We start from the raw sequence: 14,955 nt of genomic DNA on the forward strand, positions 1-14,955 counted from the left end.
GCTCTTTCGAAACCATGCCGAGCTCCACTTGCATGTTGATGCACGCGTATGTAGCTTCCGTCAATGAATACCCATTCTTGATCCAAGATGCCTCGTAATCTAAAAAAAATTTATCCCACAATCCCTTGCTTGCCCAACGATTAAAGCGATTGTAAGCAGTTTGCCAAGGACAAAATTCTTGGGGAATATCACGCCATGTGGCGCCTGTACGCAGTTTCCATAAGATCGCTTCCATGATATTTCTACTATTCTTTGAACAGTAACAACCGTGTAATCGCATAGTATCTTGAATTTGCTGCTAGATATCATCGGTGAGAAGAGTACGTGCCATTGAAAAAATATAGAAATCAAAAGAGCTTAAAGGAGGATTTTAAGTATTTAAAACCAATTTTTCAAATGAGGACACGCCCTAAATAAGTCTAGAATATTTTGATCTAAATAAGCTAAAGGTTTTCCTGAGTACTCTGGTTCGCTCATACAATGCTCTCATTAAGTAATTATCTATTTTCTTCGAAATAATCCATCAAAAAAGCCTCTATCTCTAGAGGCTTTTTATTACTGGGTCACTTAGCCTTGCAACACAAACTCCCAAATGAAATAACCCAGTCCAAAACCAATCAGCGCATATAAGGTAATGATGAAGAATACAAAGCTGGCATTGTTTTTTCTTTTCCAAAAACTCATAGCGACATCCAAAGCTTGTTCGTAATACCCTATGTTAACGAGCTTTTAATAAAAAGTGAAATACATCTAAGCATTTTATTTATAATAATATTTTTACAAAAAACACATTCTTTACTTTCAAAAAATCAATATACAGATTTAGATTGAATTTTTAGTACAGATACCAAATCGGCATTTCTATTTTAAAATGGTAAATATATTGATATTCTTTTTTGCTGGCATCCATGCTAATACATAGAGTTGACTTTAATTACATAAGAATAGCCATGAAATACCTCAGCTCTTATCTTGTCGGATCACTCCTTGCTTTAGGTTCATTGGCAGGTATTTCCCCAACACACGCACAAACGCCTTCCACTTTAGAACAACAAAAACAGGTTCCCGGATATTATCAATACAGCTTTGGAGATTACCAGATTACTGCCCTGCTGGATGGCACCAATTATTTAGCCAAAGCCTTGTTTAAGGATATTCCTGAAGCAGAAGTGAATCAGATTTTAAAAAAATATTATGTTGACCAAAGCAAAGGCATCCAGACCTCCGTCAATGCTTTCCTGGTAAATACAGGCAAAGAACTGGTCTTGGTGGATAGCGGTGCTTCTAGCTGTAATGGGCCAAACTTTGGGTCTATTTATTCAAATTTACAGGCATCTGGACAAAAGCCTGAGCAAGTCAATACGATCTTATTAACGCATTTACATCCTGATCATGTTTGCGGCATCAGTAATAACGGCATTGCCAATTTTGCCAATGCGAATATTTATGTATCGCGAGCCGAACTGGATTTCTGGATGAATCCTAAAAGTGTAGAAAAATTACCAAAAGCAAAACAGGCCGGTTTTTTGGGTACAGTCGATAAAATCAAGAAAGCCATCGCACCTTATCAGGCCAAAGGTCAGTTAAAGACCTTTAAGGCTAGCGATAAAATCAATGGTTTTGATGTGATCAGTTCAACTGGGCATACACCGGGGCATTTTGGTTTTAGCTTAAAATCCAAGGGTCAGGAGATGATATTTATTGGGGATATTGTACATTCCCATACCATTCAGTTTGATCGTCCACAGACAGCTATAGATTTTGATATCGATCCGAAAAAAGCGGTTGAAACCCGCTTAAAGCATTTTGCGGAATATGCGAAGAATGGCCAGACAGTGGCAGCACCACATTTACCATTTCCGGGAATTGGGCATGTCTATTCTAAAGATGCTAAAAGCTATCAATGGATTCCCTTGCATTTTAAAGATTAATTTCAAATGATCAGCCATCCCTTGGAAAGCTAGCAAGAATGATCACTTTCCAAGGATGAGGACTTCAACTGTTGAAACTATTTCATCCCGAAAATAAGTTTTAATCCGAGCACGGTCATCACCGCACCTGCTGCACGGTCAAACAATGCCTTAAACTTTAAATACACACGGCGTGGCTTTTCAGCAGAAAGTGCGACAGCCACGAGTGAGCACCAGCCAGCATCAATAAAAAAACATAAAATGGGCAAAGCAAAATAGAAATAGTTCGGAATTTCTTTTGGTAATAAGGCGGTAAAAATACTGGCCAGCACAATCGCAATTTTTGGATTCGACAACTGCGTGATTAAACCTGTGGTAAAAGCGCGACGTAAAGACATCTGTTTGGTAATGCTCGAATCTGCCTCAATCGGATCTTTGGCATGCTTAATAATTTTAAAAGCCAGCCAAAGTAAATATAGCCCCCCACAAATTTTTAAGGCCAGATAAGCCGACGGCACAGCCAGCAAAAATGCCTGCAAACCCAGTACTGCCAGCAAACCGAAAATTGCTGCACCTAGACCAGTCCCCAGTGCAGTAAATAAACCATGTTTACGTGAAATCGCAATTGAATTTTTTGCCACATAAATAGAAGTCGGCCCGGGACTCATTGCACCTAACATCAGGGCAACAGCAATTGAGCCTAAAATCCAGAATGATTCCACGAGATAACCTGACTTAAAAATTGAAGGATTATTTTAAGCAAAAACCGAATCATTTGCTTTAAAAATTTCAGTATTGGTCAGGAATTTTAGTTACTGTAATGGCCTACTGTTTTAACTGATCCTGAGCAATGAATTGCGTGTCTAACAGTTGGTAATCCTGATCATGTACCGGTACACCACCAATAATCATGGTACGGTTCTCTGTTTTAGGTTTATTCATCGCATCATCACAGCCCGACAAACTGAGCAGTACGCCGACCAAAACAGCATAGGACAATATTTTCATTATTCTACCCTCCTCAGGGTTTCCTGTATTTAGATTAGCATCCCTGCTTAAATAATCAGCAGAATATTTGTGACATTCTGCGTCAATTTTTATCTCATGCCTGAAAATGACTTATTCTCAATCCCTGATCTTTACTGCTTTCGCTATAATGGCCGAATAACTGACTGTGTTAATTTTTATGTTTGCAGAGATTGCCCAAAATATTCCCGATCAACAGATTAATTTTCACGATATTATTTTAACAATACGTCGTCTGGATCTGGTACATCCGCAAATTTCAGGCAACAAGTTTTTTAAACTGAAATACAATTTTCTGGAAGCACAAAGACAGGGTTATCGGCAGATTCTCAGCTTTGGTGGTGCGTATTCCAATCATATTGCGGCCACTGCATTTGCCGCACAGCAGTTTGGTTTTCAGAGTGTGGGGATTATTCGGGGTGAGGAGCTGGCCCATCGGCCACTCAATCCGACTTTAGCCACCGCACGGCAGTTGGGGATGCAGCTACATTTTGTCAGTCGTGAACACTATCGTCGCAAGCAACAGCCTGAGTATCTGGCCGAAATCGCACAACAATTTCCTGAGCATTATCTCATTCCTGAAGGTGGAACCAACGCTTTGGCCATTCAGGGCTGTCAGGAAATTTTGAGCCCGCAAGATACTCAATTTGATGTGGTTTGCTGCGCAGTAGGCACTGGTGGAACCATCACCGGTCTGATCGAAGCCAGTCAGGCGCATCAGCAGGTTTTAGGATTTTCAGCGCTGCAAGGCTCATTTTTAAAAGATGAAGTCGCGCAACTAACTAGCAAAACCAACTGGACTATTCTGGATGATTATTGCTGTGGCGGCTATGCCAAAACCAGCACAGCCCTCATACAGTTTATTCGGGATTTTGAAACCGAATTTGCAATTCCACTAGAGCAGGTCTATACCGCTAAAATGTTGATGGGCATCTTTGATTTGATTGAAAAAGATTATTTCCCAGCAGGATCTAGACTGCTGGTGATTCATAGCGGCGGGTTGCAAGGCCGTAACATTGATACTACTTCTACAATTGCTTAAGCCTGAATCGGTTGATTATTATTCAGCGCAATCATCCCTTTGACCAAGCGGTAGATATGCCAGATAAAGACCAGAAAGATGATTAGAAATCCGATCAAGATCATAGTTAATAAGCCACCAACAATATAACCCAGCAAACTGACCCAGAAGGTTTTAATCTGCCAGTCCACATGACTTTCCAGCCAGGTGCCGCGCATTTCATCACGTTTAATATAGTTCATGATAATGGCTATAAATGGGGTCACACCCAGAAAAAACCCCAGAATATAAAAAATATAACTGATCAGGTTGTATTGTTTTAGATCCTCTGACGTTGCCATAAGCCCTGCCTTATTATTGTGATTTTTGTAAAACTGTACAAAAACTATGCATGATTTTAAGCCGACTTACAAATATTTTATGTTTAAACTCTAATACGAATCGGCAATCAGCCTGTTGATTGTTCAGGAATAGAGAAAGCGGAAATAAAATTGTCTATAATGCTTTCCTTTTGTTCTCCCTCGAGTGTTTTATGTCTTCCAAGCAATACGATGTTCTCGTCATAGGTGCCGGTGCTTCAGGTTTAATGACGGCGTATATGGCTGCACAACGTGGGCGTAAAGTCGTAGTGGTGGAAAAAGCCAATAAAGTTGGCAAAAAAATCCTGATGTCTGGCGGCGGTAAATGTAATTTTACCAATCTGGAGGTCGAACCAAGCCATTATATTTCGCATAATCCACATTTCGTCATTTCAGCATTAACGCGTTATAGCAATTGGGACTTTATTGGCCTGGTCTGTGAATATGGTATTGCTTATGAAGAGCGCAAACATGGACAACTGTTTACCCTCAATGGTGCAAAAGATATTCTGTCAATGCTATTGGCAGAATGTGACAAGACCGGTCTGGTCGATCTTAAAACCAGCTGCGAAGTAAAGGCAGTCAATCCGGTCGATGATCAAGGCTTTCAAGTCGCTACATCACTTGGATATCTTGAGGTTGAATCTGTAGTAGTGGCATCAGGTGGCTTGTCCATCCCGACGCTGGGTGGTTCAGGCATTGGCTATGAAATCGCAAAACAGTTTGGACATCATGTTTATCCGACCCGTGCCGGTTTGGTGCCCTTCACTTTCTCTGATGGATTTAAGGAAGTGACGACTCGTTTAAGCGGGAATGCCGTAGAAGCGACCCTTTCCAATGAGCTCAACAGTTTTACCGAAGCGCTGCTATTTACCCATCGCGGTTTAAGTGGCCCAAGCTCCCTGCAATTGTCCAATTACTGGAATGTTGGTCAGAGTTTTAAGGTCGATTTCTTACCAAGTGCAGATTTACTGGATTTCTTTAAAAGCAAAAAACAAAGCCAGCCCAAAGTGTTATTACGCACCTTAGTCAATGAATTTTTACCGAAAAGTGTCGTGGCTGAATTACAGAGCCTGATCTGGGCTGAGGTCGCAGAAACCGTAATTGGTAATATCAGTGATGATAAACTGGAGCAGATTGCGACACGGCTGCATGGTTTTGAAGTGAAACCATCCGGAACAGAAGGCTACCGTACTGCGGAAGTGACTTTGGGCGGTGTGGATACCAGCGAGGTTTCTTCAAAAACCATGGAAAGTCAAAAGCAGAAAGGCCTGTATTTTATTGGTGAGGTGCTGGATGTTACCGGGCATTTGGGCGGCTATAATTTCCAATGGGCATGGTCATCCGCGCATGCCGCATCGGAATATGTTTAATCAATAGATCATCAAGACTGATATTTAGTTCATTCCAGATAATCTGTCTTAAACAGCTTGAGATTGGTCGTATTTCCTAAACGGTCAATCGTCAGCTGCATTTTTCGAGTGGCTTCTCGCAAATATGGCGGTGCTTCATCTGCTGAAGTGTTCTTGAATGTATATGATAGTGTTTGCCACATGATGTTGATCTCCCTTTTTTATATTTTTAATGCAAGAAGAATACCAAAATCATTTTAGTATTCACCTGAATATTATATATTTCTTAAAGGCCAAATTCTATTGTTTGTTATTCAGCAGAATTCTTTCAGTTAAATTCGTCTGTATCAGGTATTTTCCTATCCAGCGCTCGCTCTGACTGCTCGTCCTGTTTGCTCTTCACAAAAATAAATCGATAGGCAGCGGTAAAAAAGCCAAGGGTAATTCCCGCGATAACCAAAGGAGCCAGAACTTTGTTGGGTTTCTTGCTATTCATTTATTTTTCCTCGTGACTGAAAAAAATCGACCACATGAGCGTGGCCGATTTTGGTTAAAAATGACAGGTTATTTCAGGTCATCTTTTTTCTGAGTGGAACGATCAATATCGACATTTGGTTCTTTTTCTCCGGTTGAACCAAATGGATTATTGACTGGCGGATGAGTCGGATCGACTTTTACTGAATCAGGTACGGCTTGATCCGCATCCGGATTGACCGGATCAATACCCAATGATTCATCATCCTGCGGTGCAGTGGTGAGGATTGCCGGTGTGGTATGCGATAAGTCCGTACTCATTGGCGTAGTACCCTCTGCGTCTGAATCTTGATTTGGCACAATACCTGCTCCTGGCGTAGTGGTTGAAGAATCAGCAGTACCGGTCATGTTTTGTGAACGGTCGGAGTATTGTCCCATTGATGTATCTGTAGAACCCATCCCCATCGCTGCACCTGTCGTGCCTGCCATGTCCGTTGTACTTGAAGTACTCTGAGCACCTAATCCTGAAAATATGCTGTTTTCAGCTTGATCTTTGACTGGATTCGGTTCTTTGGCTTCGCGTTTTGCTTTATCAATCAGATCTGTTAAAACTCGCTCCGCAGGCTGACGACCACCCAGACCAAAAGCCAGAGCAAATGCTACTGCGACAGCACCCAGCGTTAAACCAAATGCCAGGTTCACAATCGAGTCGGCAATACCCATGGCACGTAGACCCATGGCAACGACCAAGCCCATAATCAGGACACGCACCAGATTCGCTAACCAGCGTGAGCTGTTATATTCACCGCGTTGTACGATGTTCGCGACAATATTTGCCAGCCAGAAACCGATCACCAGAATCACGGCACCGAGCAAGATGTTGGCGCCGAAGTAAATAAACATCGCAATCAGGCCGCTCACCTGTTCAAAGCCGAGACGGTCTGCTGCTTCGGACACTGCAAATAACATGGTGAACAATACGATCAGATAACCGACCACACTCGAAAGTTTAGTGGTGCCTAAAAAACGCTGTACATCCAGTTTGGCAGGAATTTCATCAACACCTGTACCCGATACCACTTCAACCACCAGACGTGCGACCAGTTTAGAGACCACATAAGCCAGAATCAGAATTAAGGCAGCAGCAATAATATTCGGAATGGCATTCATGATTTCATACAGCATCGCCGTGGCAGGCTGAGAAATCGCTTCGACACCCAATGCTTCAAAAGCAATAATCAATGCAGTAATGATCACGACAGCGAAGATGAATGAACCAATCACCTGTGCCACATTGGAATTTTTGAAAATACCTACTTTTTCAGCTTGTTGTTGTACATTCAGACTGTTTAATAGGCCTTCAACAATACCGCGAACAATTTTTGCCAGAATATAACCGACAAAAATGATCACTGCAGCAATAAAGATATTTGGTAAGTAGCTTACGACATCAGTCAGCATATTCTGAACTGGTAACAACAGACCGTTGAGTCCCAGAATAGACAGTACGATTGGCAAGAACAGTAATAAAATTAACCAGTAAGCAATTTCACTGATGTTCTGACTAATGGGACTGACACCCACTTCAGCACTGAGTTTTTCGTCTAGTTGGGTTCGGTCAAGTAGCTTTTGTAGCCCTATTTTCACCAGGTTGGCGACAATCCACCCTATGAATCCGACTGCAATTGCACCTAGTAACTGCGGGATAAATAACAGGAATTGCTGAATCATATTACTGAAAGGACCACTGATACTGGTCAGGTTGAGTACATTCAGTGAACCAATTACGGCAATAATCAGAATAATCCAGAACACCACCCGGGCAATAATACTTTCGATATTAGAGCGATGGCCTGTCGCCGTATTTAAGTGTGTATTGGTTCCAAGTTTTTGCAAGACTTTCTTGACTGCTGCCGAAACCAGTAATGCAATGATCCAACCAATGACTAATATGGCAATTGCACTCAGAATGGGATGAAACTGATCCCAATAATACATGGCGTCGAAGCCGCCACGCGGACTTCTCATATAATCATTCATGTTGTTTTACCCTCTTTGTTATTAAGCTATTTATCTGAAATCGGGAGCCTATCCTTGAAACATTCAGCCCCTTCTTCTTTCGGATTCACCTTCAGATTTGATGTTTTTAGACTTGAGCCAGCTAGCTATCATTAGCTTAAACATCACAATATATTGCAAAAAAGCCCCAGTGGTTTCACTAGAGCTTTTGATATATGTCTGAGTTATCGAGCCGCCTGTGCATCATCTGTCGCAGTTGCTGTTGCTTCTGTTCCATCACCTAGCGTTGCAGTAGCTTCTGTAGGTTCACCGACTGGAGTCGTATTGTTTGGTGTCGCAGGTTGCACATTAGGGTTCGGATGTCCAGCAGGTGCATCATTTGCGTCTGGATTCATGTCAGCAAACATATAGAACAGTAATGCCAGTAAAAAGATACCTACCAAAATCAAGATATAAACAGGAATACGCTTTTTTTGCGTCACTGCTGTCTGATGATCTAAAGGTGGTTTTTTATTGAAATCATCGACCATAACCATCCTCACTCTTTGTTATTCATAAGTAGATTTTTAGCATAACAAGCAGTTAAAACAGCTTCTGTGACAAAACATGGTGAGATGGTGACGGGATGTAAGTTATATGTATGAATAATATTTAGAATAATCTTTAAGCAATCGTGCTCATTTTTAATTCACTGATCGCTACTGGTTGATGGTGAATGGGTTTAACTCAGTATTATCCTGCTATTCATTTTCCCCTCATGTGAATGACATAGAAAATTACTGGCAGATCAACACATCTAATCGCTTGAATAATTGCAACACTATTCGCTTAAACCTTCTTATAGAGCGATATAAAGCGTATCAGAAAAGAAAAAGGCTTTATAATCAATCTGATAATGAGGTTTAGCTTCTCCATTCTTTTCCAATCCCAGTTTGCTTGAGTTGCCTGAGTGGTATGCAGTCCTTTGAAATTCAAGAGCTTCAGTACGCGACCTCAGGGCAGAACCAACACTAAAATTTGCGCTAAACAATAGCACTGCTCAGTTTCTATAAAATGGGCTATAATGTGTCCCTCATTTTTTTATTTCATCGAGCTCTATGGCGTATCGTCAACAAAGTGTATCGTTGGATCTTGACACTGATGTCACCCACCAATGCACTTTGCATCATACTCGCGATCAGCATCTGATCGGGATTATCGAATTCAGTAAACCGAGTTTTGCACTGCGCTGGCAAGACCTGGAGTATTTCCGTCGTCGTACTGAAGAGTTTTCCGTGATGCCTTTCCCGGACTGTGTCAACGCAATGATTATCGATATCCGAGATGTAACAGCATGGCTTGACAATGAAGTGCCAATTATTCCATGGCGTTTATTGGAAGAGGATTGTCCGGTACGCTTAGTCGTCCCTGCGGATCGTCTTGAGCATTACGCTGGATTCTTTGAACCGACCTGGCTCAGTTCCGATGTCGAAACGGCCATTCAAGAAATTCGTGAATCGATGGATATGTTTGTGCATTAAGCTTGAACCGATAAAAAAACCTCCAGTTTGGAGGTTTTTTTATGACTTTTTCTTTCTTATGCTTGTAGTTCAATCTCTTTATTTATTTGCATTCCTTTGAGCATCTCGCAGATTTCCTTTTCTGATTCAGTAACATTTCAGCAATAAATTCAGCTTGAGTCATGCTTGAATCATCAACTAAGATGAATATAAACGAATACTTAGACTTTATAGCAATAATCAGAATATTGTCTTAGCAGCGCCTGAAAACGGGCGTACTCATAATAATTGAAAATGAAAAATGGAGTTTCACGATGAAAGCAAAGACTCAATTCGCTACGCTGCTGTGTGCCAGTGCCCTGACCTTGGGACTGAGTGCCTGTAGTGATAATCAGGCACCAAGCAATCAGCAAGGCAGCCAGAATACTTCTGGCACACTCAATAAGATCAAACAGTCCGGCACGATTGTATTAGGTTATCGTGACTCCTCGATTCCATTTTCTTATATCGCTGACAATCCGAATCAGCCGGTCGGCTATGCCCATGACCTGCAACTAAAAGTGGTCGAAGCCGTCAAACAAAAGCTGAATCTTCCTGATTTAAAAATCCGCTACAACCTGGTGACCAGCCAGAACCGGATTCCACTGGTCTCCAACGGTACGGTTGATCTGGAATGTGGCTCGACGACGAATAATAAGGAACGCCAGCAACAGGTCGATTTCTCTGTTGGCTTTTTTCAAGTAGGTTCCCGTCTATTAACCGCAACCAATTCTGGTATTCAAGATTTTAGCGATCTGAAAGGCAAAAAACTGGTGACCACTGCCGGCACCACATCGGAACGCTATATTCGTCAGCATGAAAAAGAATTGGGCCTTGGTGAAATTATTTCGACCAAAGACCATGCAGAATCCTTTTTAATGCTGCAAAGTGGCCGTGCTGCTGCATTTATGATGGATGACATTTTACTGGCGGGAGAAAAATCCAAGGCTAAAAATCCGCAACAATGGCACATTGTGGGTACAGCGCCCATCAATGAAATCTATGGCTGTATGTTACGTAAGGGAGACCCCGAATTTAAGCAGGTGGTAGATGACGCGATTAAAGCCACATATAGCTCCGGTGAAATCAATAGCATGTACCAGAAATGGTTCCAGTCGCCAATTCCACCGAAAAATATCAACCTGAACTTTGCCATGTCTGATGACTTGAAGGCCCTGATCAGCACCCCGCATGACCGCGATCAATAGATTCTGAATCTTATTCATCTGCTTAAGCATCATCTGTTTAAGCCCATTTTGGAGTGATCATGAATTACAGTTGGAATTGGGGTGTCTTATTACAACCGACCGGGATTGGTGATAGCACCTATCTCAACTGGATCATGACTGGCCTCGGCTGGTTAGCGGTCATTGCGATTGTAGCTTGGTCGATTGCCATGCTCTTGGGTAGCCTGCTGGGCATCATGCGCACCTTGCCCAGCCCAACGGCCCGGGCGATTGGTAGCGCTTATGTCACCATTTTTCGGAATGTGCCTTTACTGATCCAGTTATTTATCTGGTTCTATGTGGTTCCGAATTTTCTGCCGAACAGCATTCAAAGCTGGTGGATCAATGATCTGGGAGCCAATACCACGGCGCTGATTTCAGCCAGTATTGGTTTGGGACTGTTTACCGCAGCGCGGGTTTGTGAGCAGGTGCGTACCGGGATTGAAGCCATTCCACCCGGGCAGATCAATGCCGGCTATGCCGTGGGGTTTAGCACCACACAATTATATCGCTATGTGATTTTACCGCAGTCTTTTCGCATGATCTTACCCCCCTTAAGTTCTGAACTGACCAACTGTGTCAAGAACACCTCGGTGGCCTCACTGGTCGGGGTTGCGGAACTCATTTCCCAGATGAAAACCATCAGCGAATATACGCAAAATACCATTGAGATTTACACCTATGTCACCCTGATTTTTATCCTGATCAATGTCTGCCTGATTGGCTTGATGAACTTTCTGGAAAAGCGCCTTCAGGTGCCCGGTCTGATTGCGGGGACTAAATAATGGAATGGTTCACTGCATTTTTTCAGGATTTACAATTATCCGCACCTGCCCTATGGCATGGTCTGAGTATTACTTTAAAAGTCTTATTTTTTGCCACCATTGGCGGGGTCTCTATTGGCACCTTACTGGCATTGATGCGGCTGTCTTCAATCAAGGTGTTGAACTGGATTGCCAAGGGTTATGTCAATCTGTTCCGTTCGATTCCCCTGCTGCTGGTACTGATGTGGTTCTACTTCGCTGTGCCTTTTATCTATACTGGGGTGACTGGAAAATATCTGACCATGGATACGGCACTGGTGTCCAGTATTGTGGCTTTTATGCTGTTTGAAGCCGCCTATTTTTCCGAAATTGTCCGTGCCGGAATCCAGTCTATTCCGAAGGGACAAACAGATGCGGCCTCTGCCCTCGGCATGAGCTATGGCCAGTCCATGCGCCTGATTGTACTGCCTCAGGCCTTTCGCAAAATGACACCGCTATTATTACAACAGACCATTATTTTGTTTCAGGATTCCACCATGGTGTATGCAATTGGCCTGCTGGACTTTTTCCGCACCAATTATGTGCGTGGTGACCTGATGGGCTTACTCACCCAATATATTCTTTTTGCCGGTTTGGTCTATTTCACCATCAGTATGATCGCCACCTATATTGTTAAAAAATTACAGCAGAGGTTAACTGTATGAACGAAGCCAAAGTCATGATTGACCTCCAGCATGTCAGTAAATGGTATAAAGATTTTCAGGTACTGACCGACTGTACCACCCAGATTCGGCAAGGTGAAGTGGTGGTGGTTTGTGGTCCTTCTGGTTCAGGAAAATCAACCCTGATTAAAACTGTCAATGGTCTGGAACCTGTTCAGCAAGGCAGTATTCTGGTCGATGGAATTAAAATTAATGATCCGAAAACCAATTTAAATAAACTAAGAAGTCGCGTGGGCATGGTGTTTCAGCATTTTGAATTGTTCCCGCATCTCAGTATTACTGAAAATCTGAGCATTGCCCAGATCAAGGTATTGGGGCGTTCTGAAGCCGAAGCCAAACAGAAAGGACTTGCTTATCTGGATCGTGTCGGCTTAAGTGCACAGGCCAATAAATTCCCGGCACAACTTTCTGGCGGACAACAGCAACGTGTCGCGATTGCTCGTGCGCTGAGCATGGATCCGATTGCCATGTTATTTGATGAACCAACTTCTGCGCTTGACCCTGAAATGATTAATGAGGTGCTCGATGTCATGGTCGGTCTGGCCAAAGAAGGCATGACCATGATGTGTGTCACCCACGAAATGGGCTTTGCCCGACAGGTTGCCAACCGGGTCATCTTTATGGATCAGGGAAAAATTGTGGAAGATTGCAGTAAAGATGATTTCTTTAATACAGCGCGTGGTGAGCGTGCCCAGCAATTCCTGAACAAGATTCTGCACTAAGCTGTCATTATTCACCTTGCAGATAAAAAAGCTCATCCAAGGATGAGCTTTTGACAATCAGCAATTCAGACTTACCAATAATTCTCGACTGCAATATTGCCTTCACCACGCCGGTTCATGATCAGGCCACGGGCTTTTAAGGCTTCTTTGGTATCATCGACCATTTCCGGGTTACCGCAAAGCATGACATGGGTGGTTTGCGGATTGAGCTGCATACCTGCGGCTTTTTCCAGCTCGCCATTGGCAATCAGCACCGGTAAGCGGTCGTGCAAAGGTGCATCAGGCTCACGGGTAATAATCGGAATAAATTTAAATCCGCTATGTCCTTCGCCAAAGGTTTCGGCAATTTCCTGAATCCGTTCCACATAAGCGAGTTCAGCCCGGCTACGCACGCTATATACCAGATTGATTTTTTCGTATTTGCTCCAGGTTTCAAAGTCTTGCAACATACACAGAAACGGTGCCAGACCAGTTCCAGTGCCCAGTAACCACAAGTCTTTGGGCAAGGGCAACTGATAACGGGCCAGCGTCAGATAACCATACGGAATTTTTTCCAGAAACAGCTCATCCCCTACTTTAAGGTGCTGTAAATTGGAGGTAAATTTACCTTCTGGAACCACAATCGAAAAAAACTCCAGAGTTTCATCAAAAGGAGATGACACCACCGAATAGGCACGAACCACCAGTTCATCTCCCACTTGCAGGCCAATACGCGCAAATTGCCCCGCAGTGAATTTGAAGTGTGCCGGGCGTGTCATGGTGAAACTGAATAATGTATTGGTCCAGCGGTGTACAGATAAAACTTTTTCTAGGCTAAATTTTTCAATTGACATGATTTCAACGTGGCATGAAAGACTGTGCTCATGGTAGCATGGCAATATAATTTATTAATATTTTTTAAATGTTAAGGCTCTACTCATGCGCATGACTTTACGCCAATTGGCTGTTTTTGTAGCAGTGGCACAAGAGGGTACCGTAACGAAGGCTAGCGATGCCGTCAAACTTACTCAAAGTGCGGCTAGTATGGCTTTAGCAGATCTGGAAGATGGTCTGGGTGCTCCATTATTTGACCGTCTAGGCAAACGTTTACAGCTCAATGACTTGGGGCGCTTTCTTCTCCCTCAAGCGCTGGAAATTTTAGGTCGATGCGAATCTTTTGAACAGGTTGCGAAAGGTGAGCTTCAAAGTATCGATTTACGTTTAGGTGCAACCCTGACCATTTCAGATTACCTGATTCCTGACCTGATGGCCGATTTTCTAAAAATTCAGCCTCAAGCGCATTTACAGCTGCAAGTTGGTAATACCCGTCAAATGATTGAAGCGGTGAATCAGTTCCAGCTGGATCTGGCCTTGATCGAAGGCTCCTGTCATCTGCCACAACTGCAATGTATCCATTGGCGCGATGATGAACTGGCGGTGTGCTGTGCACCGGATCATCCCTTAGCGCAATTGAACCGTGAGCTGACCGCGGAAGATTTCAAATCTGTAGAGTGGATTCTGCGCGAAGAAGGTTCAGGTACTCGCGAAGTCTTTGATAATGCCATTTTGAAAGATGTGCCGGATGCCAATATCCGTCTGACACTTGGCCATAATGAAGCAATTTTGAAAATCGTAGCCGGCGGAATCGGCATGTCCTGTATTTCCAAACTTGCGATTGAGCCTTTACGCGAGAAAGGTCAACTGGTGATTCTCAATACTCCGTTCTGGTCTCTAACGCGTCCATTGTTTATGCTGGTACATCGCCAGAAATATCAGGGGCCAGGCCTGAGAGCCTTTATGAATTTCTGTGAAGCTTAAATTTGTTTTTCAATCAAAAAGCACC

At 43.0% G+C, this 14,955-nt stretch carries 18 protein-coding genes and 1 pseudogene; 9 read left to right on the plus strand and 10 right to left on the minus strand.

What is annotated here, in order from left to right; genetic code table 11:
* Both FTU42_RS10840 and FTU42_RS15030 read right to left on the minus strand, forming a co-directional pair.
* Positions 1-280 (minus strand): annotated as a pseudogene (locus tag FTU42_RS10840) (transposase); the annotation flags it as partial.
* A gap of 287 nt (positions 281-567) precedes the next feature.
* Complete coding sequence (locus FTU42_RS15030) at positions 568-684, minus strand: hypothetical protein (protein ID WP_005169658.1); 117 nt, start codon at positions 682-684, stop codon at positions 568-570.
* A 266-nt stretch (positions 685-950) separates the two neighbouring features.
* Here FTU42_RS15030 and FTU42_RS10845 point away from each other — a divergent pair, with 266 nt between their 5' ends.
* Positions 951-1,931, plus strand: a complete 981-nt coding sequence (locus FTU42_RS10845) for an MBL fold metallo-hydrolase (protein ID WP_180083390.1) — start codon at positions 951-953, stop codon at positions 1,929-1,931.
* Positions 1,932-2,008: 77 nt separating this feature from the next.
* On the opposite strand, the gene FTU42_RS10850 is transcribed toward FTU42_RS10845, so the two are convergent.
* On the minus strand, positions 2,009-2,632 hold the full coding sequence (locus tag FTU42_RS10850) for a LysE family translocator (protein ID WP_005097872.1): 624 nt from the start codon (positions 2,630-2,632) through the stop codon (positions 2,009-2,011).
* 103 nt (positions 2,633-2,735) lie between these two features.
* Positions 2,736-2,918 (minus strand): NF038215 family lipoprotein, encoded by a 183-nt coding sequence (locus FTU42_RS10855; protein WP_100329142.1) that lies wholly within the window; start codon positions 2,916-2,918, stop codon positions 2,736-2,738.
* Between the two features lie 178 nt (positions 2,919-3,096).
* On the opposite strand from FTU42_RS10855, the gene FTU42_RS10860 reads away from it, so the two are divergent.
* Entirely contained in the window at positions 3,097-3,978 is an 882-nt protein-coding gene (locus FTU42_RS10860; RefSeq protein ID WP_180083391.1) for a 1-aminocyclopropane-1-carboxylate deaminase/D-cysteine desulfhydrase, read from the plus strand.
* Here FTU42_RS10860 and FTU42_RS10865 read toward each other — a convergent pair.
* A complete protein-coding gene (locus tag FTU42_RS10865; protein ID WP_180040237.1) occupies positions 3,975-4,298 on the minus strand; it encodes a hypothetical protein in 324 nt (107 codons plus the stop codon). The genes FTU42_RS10860 and FTU42_RS10865 overlap by 4 nt on opposite strands.
* A gap of 191 nt (positions 4,299-4,489) precedes the next feature.
* Between FTU42_RS10865 and FTU42_RS10870 the strand changes: the two genes are divergently transcribed.
* Positions 4,490-5,689, plus strand: coding sequence for an NAD(P)/FAD-dependent oxidoreductase (locus FTU42_RS10870; RefSeq protein ID WP_180083392.1), 1,200 nt, complete (start codon positions 4,490-4,492; stop codon positions 5,687-5,689).
* A 29-nt stretch (positions 5,690-5,718) separates the two neighbouring features.
* Here FTU42_RS10870 and FTU42_RS10875 read toward each other — a convergent pair whose 3' ends face one another.
* The 4 genes from FTU42_RS10875 to FTU42_RS10890 all read right to left on the minus strand — a co-directional run bounded on the left by FTU42_RS10875 (position 5,719) and on the right by FTU42_RS10890 (position 8,691).
* Positions 5,719-5,871, minus strand: coding sequence for a hypothetical protein (locus tag FTU42_RS10875; protein WP_005097881.1), 153 nt, complete (start codon positions 5,869-5,871; stop codon positions 5,719-5,721).
* A 125-nt stretch (positions 5,872-5,996) separates the two neighbouring features.
* Positions 5,997-6,164 (minus strand): hypothetical protein, encoded by a 168-nt coding sequence (locus FTU42_RS10880; RefSeq protein WP_171294128.1) that lies wholly within the window; start codon positions 6,162-6,164, stop codon positions 5,997-5,999.
* 68 nt (positions 6,165-6,232) lie between these two features.
* Entirely contained in the window at positions 6,233-8,182 is a 1,950-nt protein-coding gene (locus FTU42_RS10885; protein WP_100358012.1) for a mechanosensitive ion channel, read from the minus strand.
* A gap of 203 nt (positions 8,183-8,385) precedes the next feature.
* Positions 8,386-8,691: a hypothetical protein gene (locus FTU42_RS10890; RefSeq protein ID WP_005097890.1), complete on the minus strand. Its 306-nt coding sequence runs from the start codon at positions 8,689-8,691 to the stop codon at positions 8,386-8,388.
* Between the two features lie 567 nt (positions 8,692-9,258).
* Here FTU42_RS10890 and FTU42_RS10895 point away from each other — a divergent pair.
* From FTU42_RS10895 to FTU42_RS10915, 5 genes are all read left to right on the plus strand, one after another.
* Positions 9,259-9,681, plus strand: a complete 423-nt coding sequence (locus FTU42_RS10895; RefSeq protein WP_005097893.1) for a hypothetical protein — start codon at positions 9,259-9,261, stop codon at positions 9,679-9,681.
* A gap of 293 nt (positions 9,682-9,974) precedes the next feature.
* Entirely contained in the window at positions 9,975-10,907 is a 933-nt protein-coding gene (locus tag FTU42_RS10900; protein WP_005097894.1) for a transporter substrate-binding domain-containing protein, read from the plus strand.
* Between the two features lie 59 nt (positions 10,908-10,966).
* Entirely contained in the window at positions 10,967-11,710 is a 744-nt protein-coding gene (locus tag FTU42_RS10905; RefSeq protein ID WP_005097896.1) for an amino acid ABC transporter permease, read from the plus strand.
* Positions 11,710-12,393: an ABC transporter permease subunit gene (locus FTU42_RS10910; protein WP_179999768.1), complete on the plus strand. Its 684-nt coding sequence runs from the start codon at positions 11,710-11,712 to the stop codon at positions 12,391-12,393. Before FTU42_RS10905 ends, FTU42_RS10910 begins: the two co-directional genes overlap by 1 nt.
* A gap of 14 nt (positions 12,394-12,407) precedes the next feature.
* On the plus strand, positions 12,408-13,133 hold the full coding sequence (locus tag FTU42_RS10915) for an amino acid ABC transporter ATP-binding protein (protein WP_171063342.1): 726 nt from the start codon (positions 12,408-12,410) through the stop codon (positions 13,131-13,133).
* Between the two features lie 71 nt (positions 13,134-13,204).
* On the opposite strand, the gene FTU42_RS10920 is transcribed toward FTU42_RS10915, so the two are convergent.
* The gene (locus FTU42_RS10920; RefSeq protein WP_005169641.1) at positions 13,205-13,966 is read right to left on the minus strand and encodes a ferredoxin--NADP reductase; all 762 of its coding nucleotides are present in this window, start codon (positions 13,964-13,966) and stop codon (positions 13,205-13,207) included.
* A gap of 85 nt (positions 13,967-14,051) precedes the next feature.
* Between FTU42_RS10920 and gigC the strand changes: the two genes are divergently transcribed.
* Entirely contained in the window at positions 14,052-14,930 is an 879-nt protein-coding gene (gene gigC / locus FTU42_RS10925; RefSeq protein ID WP_005169640.1) for a LysR family transcriptional regulator GigC, read from the plus strand.
* Positions 14,931-14,955 lie beyond the last annotated feature (25 nt).

The organism is Acinetobacter sp. YH12102, assembly GCF_013419125.1.
Classification (GTDB): Bacteria; Pseudomonadota; Gammaproteobacteria; order Pseudomonadales; family Moraxellaceae; genus Acinetobacter; species Acinetobacter pseudolwoffii.

Bases quoted from the DNA above. Each gene is read 5' to 3' on its own strand.
- FTU42_RS15030 (WP_005169658.1), bottom strand. From the start codon at position 684: ATGAGTTTTTGGAAAAGAAAAAACAATGCCAGCTTTGTATTCTTCATC.
- FTU42_RS10845 (WP_180083390.1), top strand. From the start codon at position 951: ATGAAATACCTCAGCTCTTATCTTGTCGGATCACTCCTTGCTTTAGGT.
- FTU42_RS10855 (WP_100329142.1), bottom strand. From the start codon at position 2,918: ATGAAAATATTGTCCTATGCTGTTTTGGTCGGCGTACTGCTCAGTTTG.
- FTU42_RS10860 (WP_180083391.1), top strand. From the start codon at position 3,097: ATGTTTGCAGAGATTGCCCAAAATATTCCCGATCAACAGATTAATTTT.
- FTU42_RS10865 (WP_180040237.1), bottom strand. From the start codon at position 4,298: ATGGCAACGTCAGAGGATCTAAAACAATACAACCTGATCAGTTATATT.
- FTU42_RS10870 (WP_180083392.1), top strand. From the start codon at position 4,490: ATGTCTTCCAAGCAATACGATGTTCTCGTCATAGGTGCCGGTGCTTCA.
- FTU42_RS10875 (WP_005097881.1), bottom strand. From the start codon at position 5,871: ATGTGGCAAACACTATCATATACATTCAAGAACACTTCAGCAGATGAA.
- FTU42_RS10880 (WP_171294128.1), bottom strand. From the start codon at position 6,164: ATGAATAGCAAGAAACCCAACAAAGTTCTGGCTCCTTTGGTTATCGCG.
- FTU42_RS10885 (WP_100358012.1), bottom strand. From the start codon at position 8,182: ATGAATGATTATATGAGAAGTCCGCGTGGCGGCTTCGACGCCATGTAT.
- FTU42_RS10890 (WP_005097890.1), bottom strand. From the start codon at position 8,691: ATGGTCGATGATTTCAATAAAAAACCACCTTTAGATCATCAGACAGCA.
- FTU42_RS10895 (WP_005097893.1), top strand. From the start codon at position 9,259: ATGGCGTATCGTCAACAAAGTGTATCGTTGGATCTTGACACTGATGTC.
- FTU42_RS10900 (WP_005097894.1), top strand. From the start codon at position 9,975: ATGAAAGCAAAGACTCAATTCGCTACGCTGCTGTGTGCCAGTGCCCTG.
- FTU42_RS10905 (WP_005097896.1), top strand. From the start codon at position 10,967: ATGAATTACAGTTGGAATTGGGGTGTCTTATTACAACCGACCGGGATT.
- FTU42_RS10910 (WP_179999768.1), top strand. From the start codon at position 11,710: ATGGAATGGTTCACTGCATTTTTTCAGGATTTACAATTATCCGCACCT.
- FTU42_RS10915 (WP_171063342.1), top strand. From the start codon at position 12,408: ATGATTGACCTCCAGCATGTCAGTAAATGGTATAAAGATTTTCAGGTA.
- FTU42_RS10920 (WP_005169641.1), bottom strand. From the start codon at position 13,966: ATGTCAATTGAAAAATTTAGCCTAGAAAAAGTTTTATCTGTACACCGC.
- gigC (WP_005169640.1), top strand. From the start codon at position 14,052: ATGCGCATGACTTTACGCCAATTGGCTGTTTTTGTAGCAGTGGCACAA.